General features: G+C 73.3%; 13 protein-coding genes. 4 read left to right on the top strand and 9 right to left on the bottom strand.

Annotation, left to right across the window (positions count from 1 at the left end):
* Positions 1–134: 134 nt before the first annotated feature.
* Together ACWGL3_RS03790 and ACWGL3_RS03785 are read right to left on the bottom strand one after the other, a co-directional pair.
* A complete protein-coding gene (locus ACWGL3_RS03790) occupies positions 135–689 on the bottom strand; it encodes a hypothetical protein (RefSeq protein ID WP_452460783.1) in 555 nt (184 codons plus the stop codon).
* A gap of 155 nt (positions 690–844) precedes the next feature.
* On the bottom strand, positions 845–1,039 hold the full coding sequence (locus tag ACWGL3_RS03785) for a hypothetical protein (protein WP_452460782.1): 195 nt from the start codon (positions 1,037–1,039) through the stop codon (positions 845–847).
* A 238-nt stretch (positions 1,040–1,277) separates the two neighbouring features.
* On the opposite strand from ACWGL3_RS03785, the gene ACWGL3_RS03780 reads away from it, so the two are divergent.
* Both ACWGL3_RS03780 and ACWGL3_RS03775 read left to right on the top strand, forming a co-directional pair.
* Positions 1,278–3,131, top strand: a complete 1,854-nt coding sequence (locus ACWGL3_RS03780; RefSeq protein ID WP_452460781.1) for an ABC transporter ATP-binding protein — start codon at positions 1,278–1,280, stop codon at positions 3,129–3,131.
* Positions 3,121–4,920 (top strand): ABC transporter ATP-binding protein, encoded by a 1,800-nt coding sequence (locus ACWGL3_RS03775; RefSeq protein WP_452460780.1) that lies wholly within the window; start codon positions 3,121–3,123, stop codon positions 4,918–4,920. The genes ACWGL3_RS03780 and ACWGL3_RS03775 overlap by 11 nt, the downstream gene beginning before the upstream one ends.
* 67 nt (positions 4,921–4,987) lie before the next feature.
* On the opposite strand, the gene ACWGL3_RS03770 is transcribed toward ACWGL3_RS03775, so the two are convergent.
* The 7 genes from ACWGL3_RS03770 to ACWGL3_RS03740 form a co-directional block, all read right to left on the bottom strand.
* Complete coding sequence (locus ACWGL3_RS03770; RefSeq protein WP_452460779.1) at positions 4,988–6,079, bottom strand: peptidase C39 family protein; 1,092 nt, start codon at positions 6,077–6,079, stop codon at positions 4,988–4,990.
* 34 nt (positions 6,080–6,113) lie between these two features.
* On the bottom strand, positions 6,114–8,216 hold the full coding sequence (locus ACWGL3_RS03765; RefSeq protein ID WP_267945085.1) for an iron ABC transporter permease: 2,103 nt from the start codon (positions 8,214–8,216) through the stop codon (positions 6,114–6,116).
* Positions 8,213–9,268 carry an iron-siderophore ABC transporter substrate-binding protein gene (locus tag ACWGL3_RS03760; RefSeq protein WP_267945086.1) on the bottom strand — a complete coding sequence of 352 codons (1,056 nt, stop codon included), beginning with the start codon at positions 9,266–9,268 and terminating at the stop codon, positions 8,213–8,215. Before ACWGL3_RS03760 ends, ACWGL3_RS03765 begins: the two co-directional genes overlap by 4 nt.
* Positions 9,265–10,143, bottom strand: coding sequence for an ABC transporter ATP-binding protein (locus ACWGL3_RS03755; RefSeq protein WP_452460778.1), 879 nt, complete (start codon positions 10,141–10,143; stop codon positions 9,265–9,267). Before ACWGL3_RS03755 ends, ACWGL3_RS03760 begins: the two co-directional genes overlap by 4 nt.
* Before the next feature lie 200 nt (positions 10,144–10,343).
* Positions 10,344–11,261: a helix-turn-helix domain-containing protein gene (locus tag ACWGL3_RS03750; RefSeq protein ID WP_267945088.1), complete on the bottom strand. Its 918-nt coding sequence runs from the start codon at positions 11,259–11,261 to the stop codon at positions 10,344–10,346.
* 460 nt (positions 11,262–11,721) lie between these two features.
* Positions 11,722–12,477 carry an ABC transporter permease gene (locus tag ACWGL3_RS03745; RefSeq protein WP_267945089.1) on the bottom strand — a complete coding sequence of 252 codons (756 nt, stop codon included), beginning with the start codon at positions 12,475–12,477 and terminating at the stop codon, positions 11,722–11,724.
* Positions 12,467–13,309, bottom strand: a complete 843-nt coding sequence (locus ACWGL3_RS03740; RefSeq protein WP_452460777.1) for an ABC transporter ATP-binding protein — start codon at positions 13,307–13,309, stop codon at positions 12,467–12,469. Before ACWGL3_RS03740 ends, ACWGL3_RS03745 begins: the two co-directional genes overlap by 11 nt.
* Before the next feature lie 39 nt (positions 13,310–13,348).
* Between ACWGL3_RS03740 and ACWGL3_RS03735 the strand changes: the two genes are divergently transcribed.
* Together ACWGL3_RS03735 and ACWGL3_RS03730 are read left to right on the top strand one after the other, a co-directional pair.
* On the top strand, positions 13,349–13,993 hold the full coding sequence (locus ACWGL3_RS03735; protein ID WP_267945091.1) for a TetR/AcrR family transcriptional regulator: 645 nt from the start codon (positions 13,349–13,351) through the stop codon (positions 13,991–13,993).
* Between the two features lie 406 nt (positions 13,994–14,399).
* A complete protein-coding gene (locus ACWGL3_RS03730) occupies positions 14,400–16,004 on the top strand; it encodes a BCCT family transporter (protein ID WP_267945092.1) in 1,605 nt (534 codons plus the stop codon).
* Positions 16,005–16,074 lie beyond the last annotated feature (70 nt).

Raw genomic sequence — 16,074 nt, 5'->3', positions numbered from 1 at the left:
AGGAGGGCGCGGCCGCGGTGATCCCGGTGACGCACCAGGGCTCGGGCCGGATGCCCCGGGGCGGGCCACACCGCCGGTCGCAGGCGAATCACCACACCGGGGGACGGGGCGGGAGAACCCCGGTGAGCAGCCCGTCACCCACCTTGCGCCCCTTCCTCGGCGTAGGGCGTGAAGAGCGCGTCGCGTTCCGTCCCCGACCCGTCGAGCAGCTCACCGCGCACCTCACCCCGGACGAGTCCCAGGAGGAGGTCAGTGGCGGGCAGGTCGTGCCTCTCCCACACGTCGCCGTTGCGGTCCGAGACCCGGATCGGGTACGCCTCGGCCGCCGTCCCGGGCGAGACCTGCCAGTAGAGCGTGACCCCCGTGCCGGTCGAGGCCCAGGGCAGCAGCCTGGAACCGGGGTGGAGATCGTCGGGCCGCCCCACGACCTCGTCCTCGAACAGGTCCTGGAGCTGGTCGAACTCCAGCGCCGATCGTTCGAGATCGACGTGCTGGAGACCGGGGCCGGGCGCCGGTACGTAGAGCCTCACGTAACCGAGCCAGAGCCCGCCGCCCCCGGCGTCGAGAAGCTCGCGGTAGTCCTGCGGCACGGGCGCCCCGAGCCGGCGCCTGACCTGTCCCCAGTCGAACGGGGCGGCCGGCGGTGCGGGACGTGCCGTGTCGATCAGCTGCTGAGCACTGCTTGTCATGCGGGTGCATTCCTCGGGGTCGCCGGCCCGGGTCCGATCTGGCCGACCCGGGTCCTGTCCGCGGTCCGGTCGAAATCCGGTGTTTCCCTGACACCGGCCTCACCGGGCTCGTTCTCGAGCGTGGCGTCGTGGTCGACCGCGCGTACCTGTTCGGATCAGGTGGTCGGGTCGTGCGCGAACTCGCCGTCGAACTGCTCCACCACGCCGACCACGACAATATCTCCCGAGGCCATCCGGCCCCCACCGCACCGGTCCGACCCCTGGCGCATCCGGAGATCACCGCAGCCGCCGCCCTGCTCCTCCTGCGACGCCCCGCCTTTCCCCGCCCCGAAGACGTGAGAAAAACCCACCGATGAACGGATAGCCACAACGGTGCTGCGGAAAATTCAGATCTGATCAACCGCCTGGTGGAAGCACTCCCGAAGCAGCCTTTCCCTCGGAATGGAGTTGACCTCCCGGCAAGGGCGAAGGTAGGTTCCACATCGCCGAGCCATTGCAGCTGGGCATTCCCTGATGCCTTCATTCCATCATCCGGCAGTCGCACCGAGCGATCTTCTCGTGAATCACGATCCACCGAGAGAAAGGCTGGTGCACAGGGTGCACACCCCTGACACCGAAGAAGTGGTGCGCCCCGGGAGGAGCAATCCGCTGTCCCTGCTCAAGGCGCGGAGGGAATGGGTCTTCTTCGGCACCCTGTGGAAGTCGCACCCCGGGTTGACCGCCCTGTGGTGGGCGCTGATCCTTCTTCAGGGCGTTCTTCCCGCCGGCTTCGTCGTGGCGGTCGGAGCACTCGTCGGCGCCATCGCCGACGGCGCACCTCTGGTGGCACCGCTGCTCCTGATCGGCGCCGTCTTCGTCCTGATGCAGCTCCTGACACCCCTGCACACCCAGGTCGGCTCCCTCCTGGGAGAGCACGTCTCCGACCGTCTGCACGATCGGCTGCTCGTCGCCGCGGGCGCCCCCGAAGGGGTCGCGCACCTGGAGAACCGTGCGCACATGGACGAGCTGGCCGCTGCCCGGGACTTCGACCTCGGCATGACCGGTCCGCCCCTGCACCTGTCGATGGGCTTCATCGCCGGCGGCCTGGTGGAGGCGGTCTCCGGCCTGGCGCAGGCGGTGGTCCTGGCCGCCTACGCGTGGTGGGCGCCGCTCCTGGTGGGAGGCGCCTGGCTCTCCACCCACTGGCTGCTCCGCGAGAGCACCCGGTGGGACCGCCACACGGGGGAGGTCCTGGACGCCCAGCGCCGCGCCGAGTACTCCTACCGGCTGGCGGTGGACTCCCCCGCCGCCAAGGAGATCCGACTGTTCGGCCTCGCTAGCTGGCTGACGGACAGCTTCGCCTCGGAACGCCGGACCCTGGTCGAGCTGCGGTGGCACACCACCCGGCTGCGGCAGAAGCCCATGCGCTGGGCCGTGGTGGTCCTGACGGTGTCGGGAGGACTCTTCTTCTGGTCCCTGGGACGGGACGCCGCCTCGGGCGCCGTCGACCTGGGCCAGGTGAGCACCTTCGCCTACGCGGCGGTGGGGGCCGGCGCACTGGCCTTCGGCGGGTTGAACTGGGCCCTGTCCCTGGCCGCCGACGGGGTCGCGTCGGTGCTGCGCGTGGAGAGGACGATGTCGTCGAGCGCCGAAGCGCGCAGCGTGGTCTCCGGAGGGGCCCCGGCCGAGGGGATGCCGGCGGCGGAGATCAGGTTCCGGGACGTGACCTTCGCCTATCCGGGCATGTCCGCGCCGGTCCTCGACGGCCTGGACCTCACCGTTCCGGCCGGGAGCTCGCTGGCCGTGGTCGGGGTGAACGGCGCCGGGAAGTCGACCCTGGTCAAGCTCCTGTGCCGCCTCTACGATCCGGTCTCGGGAACGGTCGAGGTCAACGGCACCGATCTCCGGGACCTGGACCTGGAGTCGTGGCGCCGCCGGATCAGCGCGGTCTTCCAGGACTTCATCCGCTACGAGCTCTCGCTCGCGGACAACGTGGCCGCCCCGGGCGCCACACCCGAGGATGTCCTCGAGTCCCTGGCCGCGGCCGGCGCCGCGGACCTGCGCCACCTCGACCGGGTCCTCTCCCCCGGATACGAGAACGGCACCGACCTCTCCGGAGGGCAGTGGCAACGCGTCGCCCTCGCCCGGGTCCTGTGCTCCGTGCGCACGGGAGCCGGAGTGGTCGTCCTCGACGAGCCCACGGCCCAGTTGGACGTACGCGGCGAGGCCGAGGTCTTCGACCGCGTCCTGGAGGCCACCCGGGGGTGCACGACCGTGCTCATCTCCCACCGCTTCTCCACGGTCCGGCGCGCCGACCGGATCTGCGTCGTGGACCGGGGCAGGGTCGTGGAGCTCGGGAGCCACGACGAACTCATGGCCCTCGGGGGCGCCTACAAGCGGCTCTTCCAGCTCCAGGCCGCACGGTTCGACGAAGATCAGGACGGAGCCGACAGTGCCGGCTGAGGACCACCCCCTGCCCTCGTCCTGGCGGGGCCTGGGCCGCACGCTGCGCCTGGGCTGGACCGCCTCCCCCGGACTTATCGCCGTCGCGTTCGCCACGACGATCGCCGCCTCCCTCCCCGACGTCCTGATCGCCGCCGCCCTGGCCCTGCTCGCGGACGCGGTGCTGTCCGGGGAGCAGGTCGGCGTGATCTCCGCCGCCGTGCTCCTGGGCGCGCTGGCGGTCATGAGCTGGCTGCTGCGCCTGCTGAGCGAGCGGGCCAACCGCCGCTTCGCCGACCGCACGGCCGTGTTCATGGAAGCGCACGTGGTCCGGCTCCAGAGCAGCGTCCCCTCCCTGGAGCACCACGAACGCCCCTCCTACGTCGACCGGGTCCAGCTCGTCCGCGACCACGCGGACACGTTGAGCGAGGTCTACCAGGAGCTGTTCCAGGTGGTCGGCGCCGTCCTGCGCCTGATCCTGACCATGGCCCTGCTGATGACCGTCCATCCCCTGCTGGGACTGCTGGGACTCTTCGCGGTGCCCACCGCCGTGGTCTCCCACTGGCGGGGAGGGGTGGAGCACGCACTGGAGGAGAGGCTCGGACACCACGAGCGCCTGGCACGGCACTTCTTCCTGCTGGGCACGAACGCCTCCCCCGGGCGTGAGCTGCGTGTCGCCCGCGCCGGGGAACGGGTCCGTCGAGGGCGCCACCAGGCTTGGGCCGCACGGCACCGTGCCATGGCCCGGGCCCGCTGGACGACCACGCTGTGGCAGACGGCGGCGCTCACGGTCTTCGGCTGCGCGTTCGCGGGCTCCGTCGCCGGGGTGGCGCTGAACGGCGGCTCGGCGGCCGAGGTCGTCCTCCTCCTCACCGCAGGCGGCCGTCTGGCCCAGTACCTCGGCCAGGCTCTCAGCCAGGTCCACTTCCTCCGCACGATCTGGCTGGAGGGAGGACGCCGCCTGCTGTGGCTCGAGGAGCTGTCCTCCATGGCGGCCGAACGGAGCCCGACCCCTCCGCCGGAACGGATGCGCTCCGGCATCACCCTGGACACGGTCTCGTTCACCTACCCCGGGACGAACCGGCGGGTTCTGGAGGACGTCACGCTCCACCTGCCGGCAGGGGCCGTGGTCGCCGTCGTCGGCGAGAACGGAGCGGGCAAGTCCACGCTGGTCAAGCTCCTGGCGAAGATGTACGAGCCCGACTCCGGCAGGATCCTGGTCGACGGGGTCCCCCTGGCCGACATGCCTGCCGACGCGTGGCGCGAACGGCTCTCGGGCGCCTTCCAGGACTTCGCCCGCTTCGAGTACCCGCTGCGCCTGTCCATCGGGGTGGGCGACCTGGCCAGGGCCGGGGAGGGCGGGGCCGTGGACCGGGCGGTCGAGCGCGCCGACGCCGGCGCCCTGGTCGACCGGCTCGACCGGGGGCTGGACACCCAGCTCGGCAGCGCCTGGGCCGGTGGGGCCGAGCTGTCCGAGGGGCAGTGGCAGAAGGTCGCGCTCGCCCGCGGCTACATGCGCGACCAACCTCTGCTCCTGCTCCTGGACGAGCCCGCCTCCGCCCTTGACCCCGAGACCGAGCACCTGCTGTTCGAGCGGTACGCGGAGCGCGCCCGAGCCCTCAAGGACCGGGGCCGCGTCACGCTCCTGGTCTCGCACCGCTTCTCCACCGTGCGCACGGCCGACCTCGTCGTCGTCATGGACGGGGCGCGGGTGATCGAGCAGGGCACCCATGCCGAGCTCATGGAGCTCGGCGGACGCTACGCCGAGCTGTACGGGATCCAGGCCCGCGCCTACCGCGTCGAGGGATGATCACCGCGGCTTCCCCGCCCTCCATAGATTTCCCGCACCAGGACAGCTCGATCACGGTACGGACGAGCTACCCCGCCGCCTCAGGCGCTCCGATGACCACGGCGCCGCGGTGGCCGCCCCGCTCCACCGCCGCCATCGCGTCGAGCGCGGCGTCGGGCACGGGCAGCAGGTGGGCGTCGACCCAGGTGTCGCCCGTGGTGTCGTTGGTCCACGGGTCCTCGATCACGACGGCGCCGGGTACGGCGCCGTGGCAGAGGACCCAGTGCGGCACGTCGAAGCCCAGCATCACGGCCAGGGAGAGCAGGAGCAGGACGCGGTCGCCCCGGTCGATCGCGCCGCGGAGCTCGGGCAGGGTGAGGCGGTGCGGGTCGATCGGGACCCCGGCCCGGGCCGCGTCCGTCCGCGACGCCTGCTGGAGGAGGGCGCGCCACTCCTGTTCGGCCTCGGTGTAGGAGTCGAGGAGGACGGACCGGTCCGTGTCGAGGAAGACGGTGACGGGCGAGGCCGGCCAGGTCCGGCGCACGGCGACGCCCAGTCCGACGGGTTCGCAGGCGGGGAAGTTGGTGGCGCCGCGCCACAGCGTGAGCTCCGCCGTGCGGTCGAGGGAGTCGCGGGGCGCCGCCCCCGCCTGGACCTGGGCGAGCAAGGCGACGACGGCGCCGCAGGTGAAGTTCGTGGACTGGCGGTGGTACGGAGGCTCCGCCGTCCCGTCACCGCCCCCGTCCAGCCAGCGCACGTAGCCCGCGGGCGGGCGGGCGGCGCCGTCCGCCGTCCCGCGCGGGGCCTCCATCGGGGTGAAGCCGAGGGCGGCGGCGTCGGCGGAGTCGGCCGTCCATCCCTCCCACTTGACCTGCACGAGCCCTTGGTCGCGGGCGTGGGCGAGGACCGCCTCCACGGCGGCGGGGACGTCGCCGACGGCGTCGACGATCTTGGTGTAGGCGGTCTGCGGGCGCGCGGTCACCAGCGCGGCGCCGGCCCAGCCCTCTCCTGCGGCGTCGGGGACGGCCACGATCCGGGGCGCGTGGTTCGAGCGGTCGACCGCTTCCCAGCGCTCCAGGACCGGGCCGGGCGCGATCCGCTCCAGCTGCGCGAGCCGGGCCGCGGGGTCGAACGGGAGGACGGCGCCGCGGGCGGGCGCGTCGGGGCGGCTGGATGGCATCGGGGTCTCCTCGTGGGGTGCGGGCTGCGGGGGCTCAGATGTGGGAGCGGCGCAGCAGCCAGATGAGGTAGGGGGCTCCGACCAGGGCGATCATGAGCCCGGCCGGCATCTGGGAGGGGGCGATGAGCGTGCGGCCGAGGGTGTCGGCGACGCAGACCAGCAGTCCTCCCAGCACGATCGCGACGGGGATGCTGCGCCCGTGCCGGGCGCCGACCAGTGCGCGGGCCAGGTGGGGCGCCACCAGCCCGACGAAGCCGACGACCCCGACCGCGACCACGCTGACGGCCGCGAGGAGCGCGGCGACGCTGAGCAGCGCCAGCCGCGTCCGCCCCACCCGCATGCCGAGGATGCGGGGGGTGTCCTCGTCGACGGCGATCAGGTCGAGGTGGCGGGCCAGGCCGATGACCAGCGGCGCCGCGACCAGGAGCACCACGGCGACCGGTACGACGTCGGGGAAGGTGCGCCCGTACGTCGTCCCGGAGAGCCACGTGAAGATGCGCGGGGTCTGCCAGGGGTCGGCGCGCAGGAGGAGGAACGTGGTGAGGGCGCTGAGGCTGTAGCCGAGCCCGATGCCGATGAGGACGAACCGGTCCGGGCGCAGTGCGCCCCTCCAGGCCAGGGCGGCGATCACGGCGAAGGTGGCCAGGCCGGTGAGGATCGCCATGGTGACGAGGGAGGGCAGGCCGCTGCCCGCGGCGGAGGTCACGACGATGACCGCGCCCAGGCCCGCGCCGGCGGTGATGCCGAGCAGGCCAGGTTCCGCGAGGGGGTTGCGCACGGTGCTCTGGACGAGGCTGCCCGCCAGGGCGAGCGCCGCTCCGGCGAGGACGGCGGCGGCCACGCGGGGGACCCGTTCGTCGAGGGCGCGGCCGATGAGGTCGGGGGCGGTTCCCTGGAGCCAGAGGGCGATGTCGCCGGTGCGCAGCCACAGGCTGCCGGCGAGCACGCCGACGAGGACGGCCGCGACGAGCAGGACCGCCGCGGTGAGGAGGACGCCGAGGAAGCGTCGGCGGGTGCGCGTCCCGGTCCGTGCGCCGGGCGGCCGGCGGACGGGGCCCGCGTCGCGCAGGCGCAGGGCGAGGACGACGATGAGGAGGCCGCCGAGCACGGCCGTGGGCACGCCCGTGGGGATGGAGGCGGCGCCCTCGGCGCCGAGCACGGCGCGCAGGGAGGCGTCGGCGAACAGGACCAGGAGTGCGCCGAGGAGGCCGGAGACGGTGACGAGGAGGAGGTGGCGGCGCAGGGAGGGGATCCGTCCGGCGATCAGGCGCGCGAGCACGGGGGCGCCCAGGCCGATGAAGGCGATCGGTCCGGCCAGCGTGACGGAGACCCCGGTGAGGAGCACGGCGCAGAGCACCGCGATGGTCCGGGTCGAGCGCAGGGGCACGCCGAGCGACGCGGCGGTGTCGTCGCCCAGGCCGAGCACGTCCAGCCGCCGGCTCAGCAGCAGCGCGACGGCCAGCACCGCGACGATGACCGGCATGGCGCGCAGGGACGCGTCGATGTTGAGCTGGACGAGGGAGCCGTTCCCCCAGGCGTAGAGGCCGGTGGTGTTCTCCTTGAACAGGATGAGCATCATGGCGGTGGCCGCGTCCAGGGCCATCGCCATGGCCGAGCCGGCCAGGATGAGCCGCGTCGTGGCCGTTCCGGCGGCGTGGCCGGCGAGTCCCAGGACGAGGGCGGCGGCGAGCAGGCCGCCGGTGAAGGCGACCAGGCCGGAGGCCCACAGCGGGACGGCGAGGCCGAAGGCGGCGACGGCGGTGAGCGCGAAGTAGGAACCGGCCGTGACGGCGAGGGTGTCGGGTGAGGCGAGCGCGTTGCGTGTGACCGACTGCAGCAGTGCTCCGGCGGCGCCGAGGGCGAAGCCCACGGCCACGCCGGCGAACAGGCGCGGGAGGCGCGAGCCGGTGAGCACGTGGCCGACCGGCACCCCGTCGACGTCCTCGCGCTCGCCGAGCGCGTAGCGCGCCAGGTCCCACCAGCCCACGCCGGAGGTGCCCTGGGTGAGGTGCCACAGGCCGACGGCGAGGATCGCGGCGGTGAGGGTCGCGGCGACCGCCGCCCCGGCGGTGCCGCCGCGCATGCCGACGCGCGGCAGCGGGGACCGCCGGGGCGGGGCCTGGAGTGTTCCGCTCATCCCTGGGTGAGCGCGTCGACGAAGCCGTCGATCGCCTGCTCCGTCGAGCGCGGGCCGCCGGCGCCCCAGATCCGCGGGGGGAAGGCGTGCGCGCGCTCCTCCTCGACGGCGGGGAGGGAGGTCCAGATGGGGTTCTTCTCCAGCTCCTCGACGTAGCCGCCGACGCCTTCGTCGTTGGCGTAGAAGAGGTTGGCCTCGCCCACGGCGGTGAGGCCCTCGACGTCGGTCTGCGCGAGGCCGTAGGAGGGGTTGACGCCGCCGTCGCCGTAGGCCTCGTTGATCTCGTCCGTCCAGACGGGGGTCATGCCGAGCTCTTCGCCGAGCGCGGTGAACAGCGCGCCCTCGCCGTAGGGGCGGATGGTGAGGTTGCCGCCCTGGAGCCATCCGTCGAAGTAGAGGAAGTCCGTGGTGGGCAGGTCGAGGGCGGCCACCTGCTCCTTGGCGTCGGCGAGGTGGTCGTCGAACCTCTGGAGCTCCTGCTCGGCGCGCTCGGTGCGGCCGGTGGCCTCGCCGATCATCCCGAAGACCTCGCGCATGTTCCCGATGGGGTCGGCCGGGTCGGCGCCCAGGGTGGCGAGGACGGGCACGCCGCGCTCCTCGAGCTGGGCGATGATCTCGTCGTCGGCGCTGAAGGCCTCCACGACGACCAGGTCGGGGTTCTGCGCGTAGAGGGTGTCGAGGTCGGGTTCCTCGCGGCTGCCGATGTCGGTGACGCCCTCGGGCAGTTCCTCGGCGCTCACCCAGGTGCTGTAGCCCTCGGTGTCGGAGACGGCCACGGGGGTGACGCACAGGGTGAGGGCGTCCTCGACCTGCTGCCATTCCAGGACGGCGATGCGTTCGGCGGGCTTGTCGAGCTCGACCTGCCGGCCGACGCCGTCGGTGAGGGAGACCGGGTCGGTGGAGGTGGCCGTGGTGTCGTCGGCGCAGCTCTCGGAGGCGGGTGCGGCGACGGCCTCGGGTTCGGCCTCCTCGACGCTGGTGGTGCCGCATGCTGTTGCGGCGAGGACGGCGGCGGCGGAGGCCGCGGCCGCGAGGTGGCGGAGACGGGTCATCGGTGGTTCTCTCTGCTCTGTTCCTGTGTGCTCGGGTGGTCCGAGGCGGTGGTGCGGGCGCGGGCCGTGTGCCGGCCCACGGGGTCGATGCGGAGCCGACCGGTCCGGGGGTCCTGGACGACCTCGACCCGGATGCCGTAGACCTCGCTGAGGTTCGGGGTGGTGAGGACCTCGGCCGGGTCGCCCGCGGCGCGGACGCGGCCGGCGCTCAGCAGGAGCAGCGTGTCGGCGATGCGGGCCGCGTGGTCGAGGTCGTGCAGGACGACGCCGACGGCGACGCCGTGGTCCTCGGCGAGGTCGCGGATCAGGTCGAGGGTCTCGATCTGGTAGCGCAGGTCGAGGTGGTTGGTGGGCTCGTCGAGCAGGACGACGCCGGTGTTCTGGGCCAGGCAGGCGGCGAGCCAGACGCGCTGCATCTCCCCGCCGGAGAGCTCTCCGGCGGCCCGGTCGGCCATGTCCCGCACGCCGGTGGCGCTCATGGCGTGGTCGATCGCGCGGCGGTCCTCGGCGGAGAGGCCGGCGAAGCCGCGCCGGTAGGGGTGGCGTCCGAAGGCGACGACCTCGCTGACCGCCAGTCCCTCGGGGGTGGGGCGGGACTGGGAGAAGAGGGTGACCTCCCTGGCGAAGCGGCGTGCGCTGAGCAGGGACACCGGGCGCTCGGGCTGCCCGTCGCGGCCGCCGAGGGTGACGTGGCCGTCGTCGACGCGGTGGAGTCGGGCGAGCGAGCGCAGGAGCGTCGACTTGCCGCTGCCGTTGGGTCCGACCAGGGCGGTCACGCGGCCTGCCTCCAGGGTGAGGGAGGCTCCGTGGACGACCGTGGACCTGCCGTAGCTCAGGACCAGCTGTTCCCCGCTCAGGGCGTGTGCGCGCGTCACGGCGCTGTGCGCGTCGCGCGCGCCGGGTTCCCGGCGGCCGCGGTGGAGGAGGGCCGCGGCAGGGCTCGGGCGGCGCCGGGGGCGGTGTGCGCGGGCCCCGTGAGCAGCGGTTTCGGCCGTGCGCACGCGAGCCCGCCCGAGGAGGAGATTAGGTTAGCCTTCACTCACTCAGGATAGGTACGGCTGCTCCGAGGCTGCAATCAGGACTTCCGGACTCCGGATACGGAATTCCGGTCAGCGGTCGCGCGGGGCGTGTCGAAGTACGTCCCCGGGGTGGTGCCCATCACACGCCGGAAGGCGTCGATGAACGTGCTGGTCTGGGCGTACCCGAGGCGCTCGGAGGCGTCCTGCACCTCGCACCCCTCGCTGAGCAGCGTGAGCGCCCGGTGGATGCGCAGTGACTGTCGCCACTGCGCGAACGACAGCCCGGTGGCGGTGCGGAAGGCGCGGCTGATCGTGCGGGGGCTGACCCCCAGGTCGCGCGCCCACTCCTCCAGGGAGCGGTCGTCGGCGGGATCGCGCAGCAGGGCCTCGGCGATCACGTCGGCCCGGGGGTCGCCCGGCAGCTGCAGGGCGGGTTGGGGGCGCGAGGGCTCCAGCACGTCGAACACGACCGCCTCGGCCCGTGCCCGCGCCCCGGCGTCGATGTCGGTGCGGGCCAGGTGCAGGAGCAGGGACTCCAGCACCGGGGTCATCGCGATGGCCGTCGGGCCCTCGAAGGCGACCGGTGTGCGGTCCGGGGCGAAGAAGGCGGTGTGGAGTTCGGCCCTGGCCGTCAGCCGGCCGGCGTGCACCTCCCCCGTGGGCACCCACAGCCCGCACCCCTCGGAGACGGTGAACACGCGGTCGCCGACACGGGCGGTCACGGCCCCGCAGCGCACCCACACGAGCTCGTGCGCGGGGTGGGCGTGCGGCTCCCACTCCGCGGGGGCGCCCGGGACGTGCGACTCCGCGATGATGACGAAGGGCGCGTCAGCGCCCCCCGGGAGCGGGGCGGCCTGCTTCACCAGGGTGCTCGGCTCACGCCGCCAGGCCCCCAGGCCCGCGCCCTCACCGGGGGGCGGGGGCGACCCGGAGGGCGGACGGCGTCCGGACGGGTCCGCCCCGGTCGCGCTCACGGGCGGCACGCCCCGCCGCCCGCCGGAAGCACCCGCCGGGCGGCACGGCGCCGAGGGGTCGCGGTGCCGATCGCGGGGCGCTTCCCCGGCGGGATCGCCCGGAGAGCACCGTGGCGGGCGCGGCGGCGCGACCGCTCCCGGTGGGCACGGGCGGTGCGCCCCGGGAACGGAGAGATGGACGGCATGTCCCTATTGTCGCAGGCGGCGCCGGGTACGGCGTTCGGGGTGGCGCAGCGGCACGTCGATGTCCCGCGCGGTCCGCGGGGGCGGCGCACGCGTGCCGCGGGCCCCCGCGGCCCCGCGGCAGGCCCTCGGGGACTCTCCCCTCGCCCCCTTCTCCGTCGGCGGCCCGGCGGACCGGTCCCGGCTGCCCGCCGGTCCCGTGCGGCGCCTCTCGCGCCGGCGGTGGGACCGGTCGCGCGCCCCCTCCCCTGAGGGGCCGCGACGGTGAGGCGCGCCTCTACCCCTGGAGTTCCTTCAGACCCCGGCCGATGCGGATGCAGGCCAGCACGCCCGCCACCGCTCCGACCGCGACGAGGACGAGCGCCGCCCGCGCGACGGCGTCGGCCTCCCCCGCGACCGCGGCCTTGAGCATGGTCACCGCCCAGTAGCCGGGGGAGGCGGGCGCGACGGCCTGAGCCCAGGCGGGCATCATCGCGATCGGGGTCAGAGCTCCGCCCAACGCGCTCACCGTCAGCGCACCGACGTCGCAGACGGCCGCGAGCTCTCCGTGGCTGCGCACCACGCCGGCCAGGGCCACGCCGATGGCCAGCAGGGCGAAGGACCACACGCAGACCGCCGACAGGATCAGCGCGAAGGAGCCGGCGACGGGCATGTCCACGACCTGGGCCCCGAAGACGATGAGGATCGTCTGTTGCACGACCAGCAGCACGAAGACGGGCAGCGCCTTGCCGATGAGCATCTCCACGACCGAGACCGGGGTGACCCGCATCCGGTTCCAGGTGCGCCATGTGCGTTCGGTCAGCAAGGCGGTGCCCACGACGGACAGGGAGAGCACGGAGAACATCACCAGCATGCCGATGACCGCTTGGGCCTCACCGCCCCGGGGAAGCGCGGCCCTGTAGAGCGGGCTGAAGACGAGCATGAGCACCATCGGCATGACCAGGTAGCTGATCAGGTGGCCTGGGTCGCGCAACCGGAGTGTGGTGTTGTGGCCGACCAACAGGGCCAGGCGGCGGGGAAGGTCAGTGCGCACGGACCACCGCCCGGTAGAGATCGTCGAGGGTGGGCCGGCTCAGGTCCACCGAACGCACGGGCTTGGTGGCCTCGACCAGCATCGTGGCCAGGGTGGCGGCGGGATCGGTCGTGGGGACGCGCATCTCCTCGTCGTCGAAGGTGAGGCGGACCTCTCCGGGGAGTCCGTGGAGCAGCTCACCGGCCTCGCCCCTGGCGATGACCCGCCCGTGGCGGGCGACGGCGATGCTGGCCCCCAGGTCGGTGAGCTCGGGAAGGTAATGGGTGGTGTAGACGACCGCCGCCCCGGTCCGGGCGTGGTCGCGTACGACCTCCGACAGGGACTGGCGGGTCTCGGGATCCACACCCGCGGTGGGTTCGTCCAGGAGGAGGAGCGCGGGCCTGTGGACCATGGCGGCGGCGGCCTGGACCCGGCGCTGCTGGCCGCCGGAGAGGACCCCGACCCTGCGGTCGAGGAAGTCGGTGATCCGGAGGGCCTCGGCGATCTCGGTGACGGCCCGGCCGAGCTCACGCCGGCGCAACCCCTGCAGTCCCCCGAACAGCCGCAGGGTCTCACGGGGGGTGACCGTCGGGTACAGCGCGATGTGCTGGGGTGCGAGCCCGAGGAGGCGGCGTGCGGCGCCGGGGGCCTTTCCGTCGACGAGGACCCGCCCGCCGTCGGGGCGCAGAAGCCCGGAGACGATGTTGGCGAAGGTGGTCTTACCGGCCCCGTTGTGCCCGACGAGTCCGACGATCTCACCCGGCCGGGCGGCCAGGGTGAAATCGTCCAGAGCGTTGACCGGCCCGTACCCCTTCACCAGACCTAATGCCTCCAACATGCCACGACCACCCATTCTGTTCGGTGTATAGAAACATTGTCTATGGCGTAAAGTATGGCCATGGGAAAGATAAATCAAGAAAGACGGGAAGAGATCCTCTCCGCCGCTCTGCGCATCGCCGAGAACGGAGGTCTCGCAGCCATGTCGATGCGTGCGATCGGGGCCGAGGTCGGCTTGACGCCGATGGCCCTGTACGGGTACTTCGCGAGCAAGGACGAGTTGTTGGACTGGCTGGTCGGCCGAGTCCTGCAAGAGGTGCCCCTGCCCGATCCGGAGGCGGACTGGCGCGAGCGGCTGCTCGCGTGCGCCCGTGGGGCCAGAGCCGCGGCGCACCGGTACCCGCGAACGTTCTCGGTGCTCCTGAACAGGCCCGTGGTGCTACCGGAGGCGATGCGCGTGGTGGATCCCCTGTACGGCGCCCTCATGGACGCGGGGATCCCCCACGAGCGGGTGGCGGGCTGGGAGCGGATGTTCAGCACGTTCGTGCTGGGCTTCGCCGTCTCGGAGGTGAGCGGCCGCTTCGGGGAGGGGAACCTCGGGACCCGGGAGCGGCGTGAGCGCCTGGGCCCCCGGGAGCTGCCGGCGCACCACCGCCTGGGAGAGGTGCTGGACCTGCCGGTCGACTGGGACGCGGAGTTCGAGGAGGGACTGACGAGACTGGTGGCGATGGTCGAGGCGGAGGGCACGGGGCCCGCATGAGGCACCGGGCGACCGCCGGGACGGGCGGCCGGGGCCGCGCGCTGTCGGCCCGGCTGCGCCGAAGCCGGCGGGCCGGCTCCTCCCGGTGGAGGAGAGTCGGCGGACACCCGTCCGACCGTGTCCGCCCTCACACGGGCCGACACCGGGGCCTGCGGTAATGTGGACAGTCGTCGTCGCGCCGGCGGACACGGGCCCCGGGGTCTTCCCCTCGTCCCCTCCCGCCCGTGCCCGTCGGCGACCCGGCGGGACCGTTCTCGGCTCCCCGCCGGCCCCGTGCAGCACCTCTTGCGCCGGCAGTGAGACCGGGCGTCGTTCCCGGCGGCCTCCGCGCGCAGCCACGGGCCTTCAGATGCCGGCCGCGGCGTGTCCCGGCCGGTGCTTCCATTCGAGGGGCTTCCTCTACTCCATGTTCTCCACTCTGCGCTCACGCGCGTCCGCGCGAGGCAGACGTTCCGATCCCTGGGTCATGGGCGTGACCAGCGTCTTCATGGTCGTCTTCGTCACCGCGTCCTTGGCCTCCCCCGGTGCGGTGGGGGCCGTCGTCGACGCGGCCTTCGTCTGGTCCGCGCGCTGGTTCGGCGCCTACTGGCAGCTCCTGATGCTGGCCACCTTCGTCGTGATGACGATCCTGGCCTTCTCCCGCTACGGCAGGGTCCGCATGGGCGGAACCTCCTCGCCGGAGTTCGGCAGGTTCACCTGGATCGCGATGATCGTCACCACCCTGCTGGCCGCGGGAGGGGTGTTCTGGGCGGCGGCCGAGCCCATCGCCCACTACGCCTCCCCGCCCCCGCAGTACGCCGACCTGGCGGGCGGGCCGGAGGGCGCGGCCTACGCGCTGGCGCAGAGCTTCGTCCACTGGGGCTTCATCGGCTGGGCGATCGGCGGCGCGCTGGCCACCCTGGTCATGATGCGCGGGGTGGAGAAGGGCATGCCCCTGCGCCCGCGCACCCTGCTGTGGCCGCTCATGGGCGAGCGGGTGCGCACGCACTGGATCGGCGCGGTCGCCGACATCAGCTGCGTGATCGCCGTGATCGCCGGGACCGTGGGGCCCATCGGCTTCCTGGGCCTGCAGATCTCCTACATCTGCAGCCGGTTGTTCGGGCTGCCCGACACCTATCCCGTCCAGGCCCTGATCATCCTGGGCCTGACCGCCGTGTCCGCGGTGTCGGTGCTGAGCGGCCTGCACAAGGGCATCCAACTGCTGAGCCGGGCCAACGTCTGGGTGGCCCTGGCCCTCATCGCCGCCATCGTCGGCATGGCCTCCCTGCCCTTCGTCCTGGACCTGTTCGTGCAGGCGAGCGTCGTGCACGCGCAGGAGTTCCTGCCGATGGCCCTGTACGGGGGCGACGAGCAGTGGCTCGGGTACTGGACGCTGTTCTTCTTCGGCTGGTTCCTGGGCTTCGGACCCATGATGGCGGTCTTCTTCGCCCGCATCTCGCGGGGCCGCACCGTGCGCGACATCTACGTCGGCGCGACGGTGGTGCCCTCGGTGGTGACCATGGGCTGGTTCACCGCCCTGGGCGGGACCGGCATCTGGCTGGAGCAGCGCTCGCCCGGAACGATCACGGGCCCCTACAACGAGGACGGCCTGCCCGCCGCGGCACTGGCCATCCTGGAGGCGCTGCCGCTGACGGGGGCGCTGGGCGTGCTGATGGTGCTCGTGGCGCTGATCTTCCTGGCCTCCACGCTCGACTCGATGTCCTACGCCATCTCGGTCTCCAGCATGCACGCGGGCGAGCCCTCGGGCCTGGTCCGCGCGTTCTGGTGCGTGGGCATGGGCCTGGCCGCGGTCGCGCTGCTCCTGGTGGGGGACGGCGGCATCCAGGCCCTGCAGTCCTTCATCGTGGTGACCGCGGTCCCCGTGGGCCTGGTCATGCTGCCGACGCTGTGGACCACGCACCCGCTGCTGCGCGAGATGGCGGTCGAGCAGGGCATCGTCGCCCCGAGCCGCCCCCCGGGCGAGGACGGGGACGGCGCCGTCCGGGAGCGCGACGAGGAGCCGGTGGCCTGACCGGTCCCGGGTCCGCGGGGAAGGGGGCGCCCCTCCCCCGCGGGCCCCACACGCCGCCCGTGGCCCGTCC

Source organism: Nocardiopsis sp. NPDC055824 (assembly GCF_053616335.1).
This window is presented reverse-complemented; position numbering and strand designations above follow the sequence as displayed.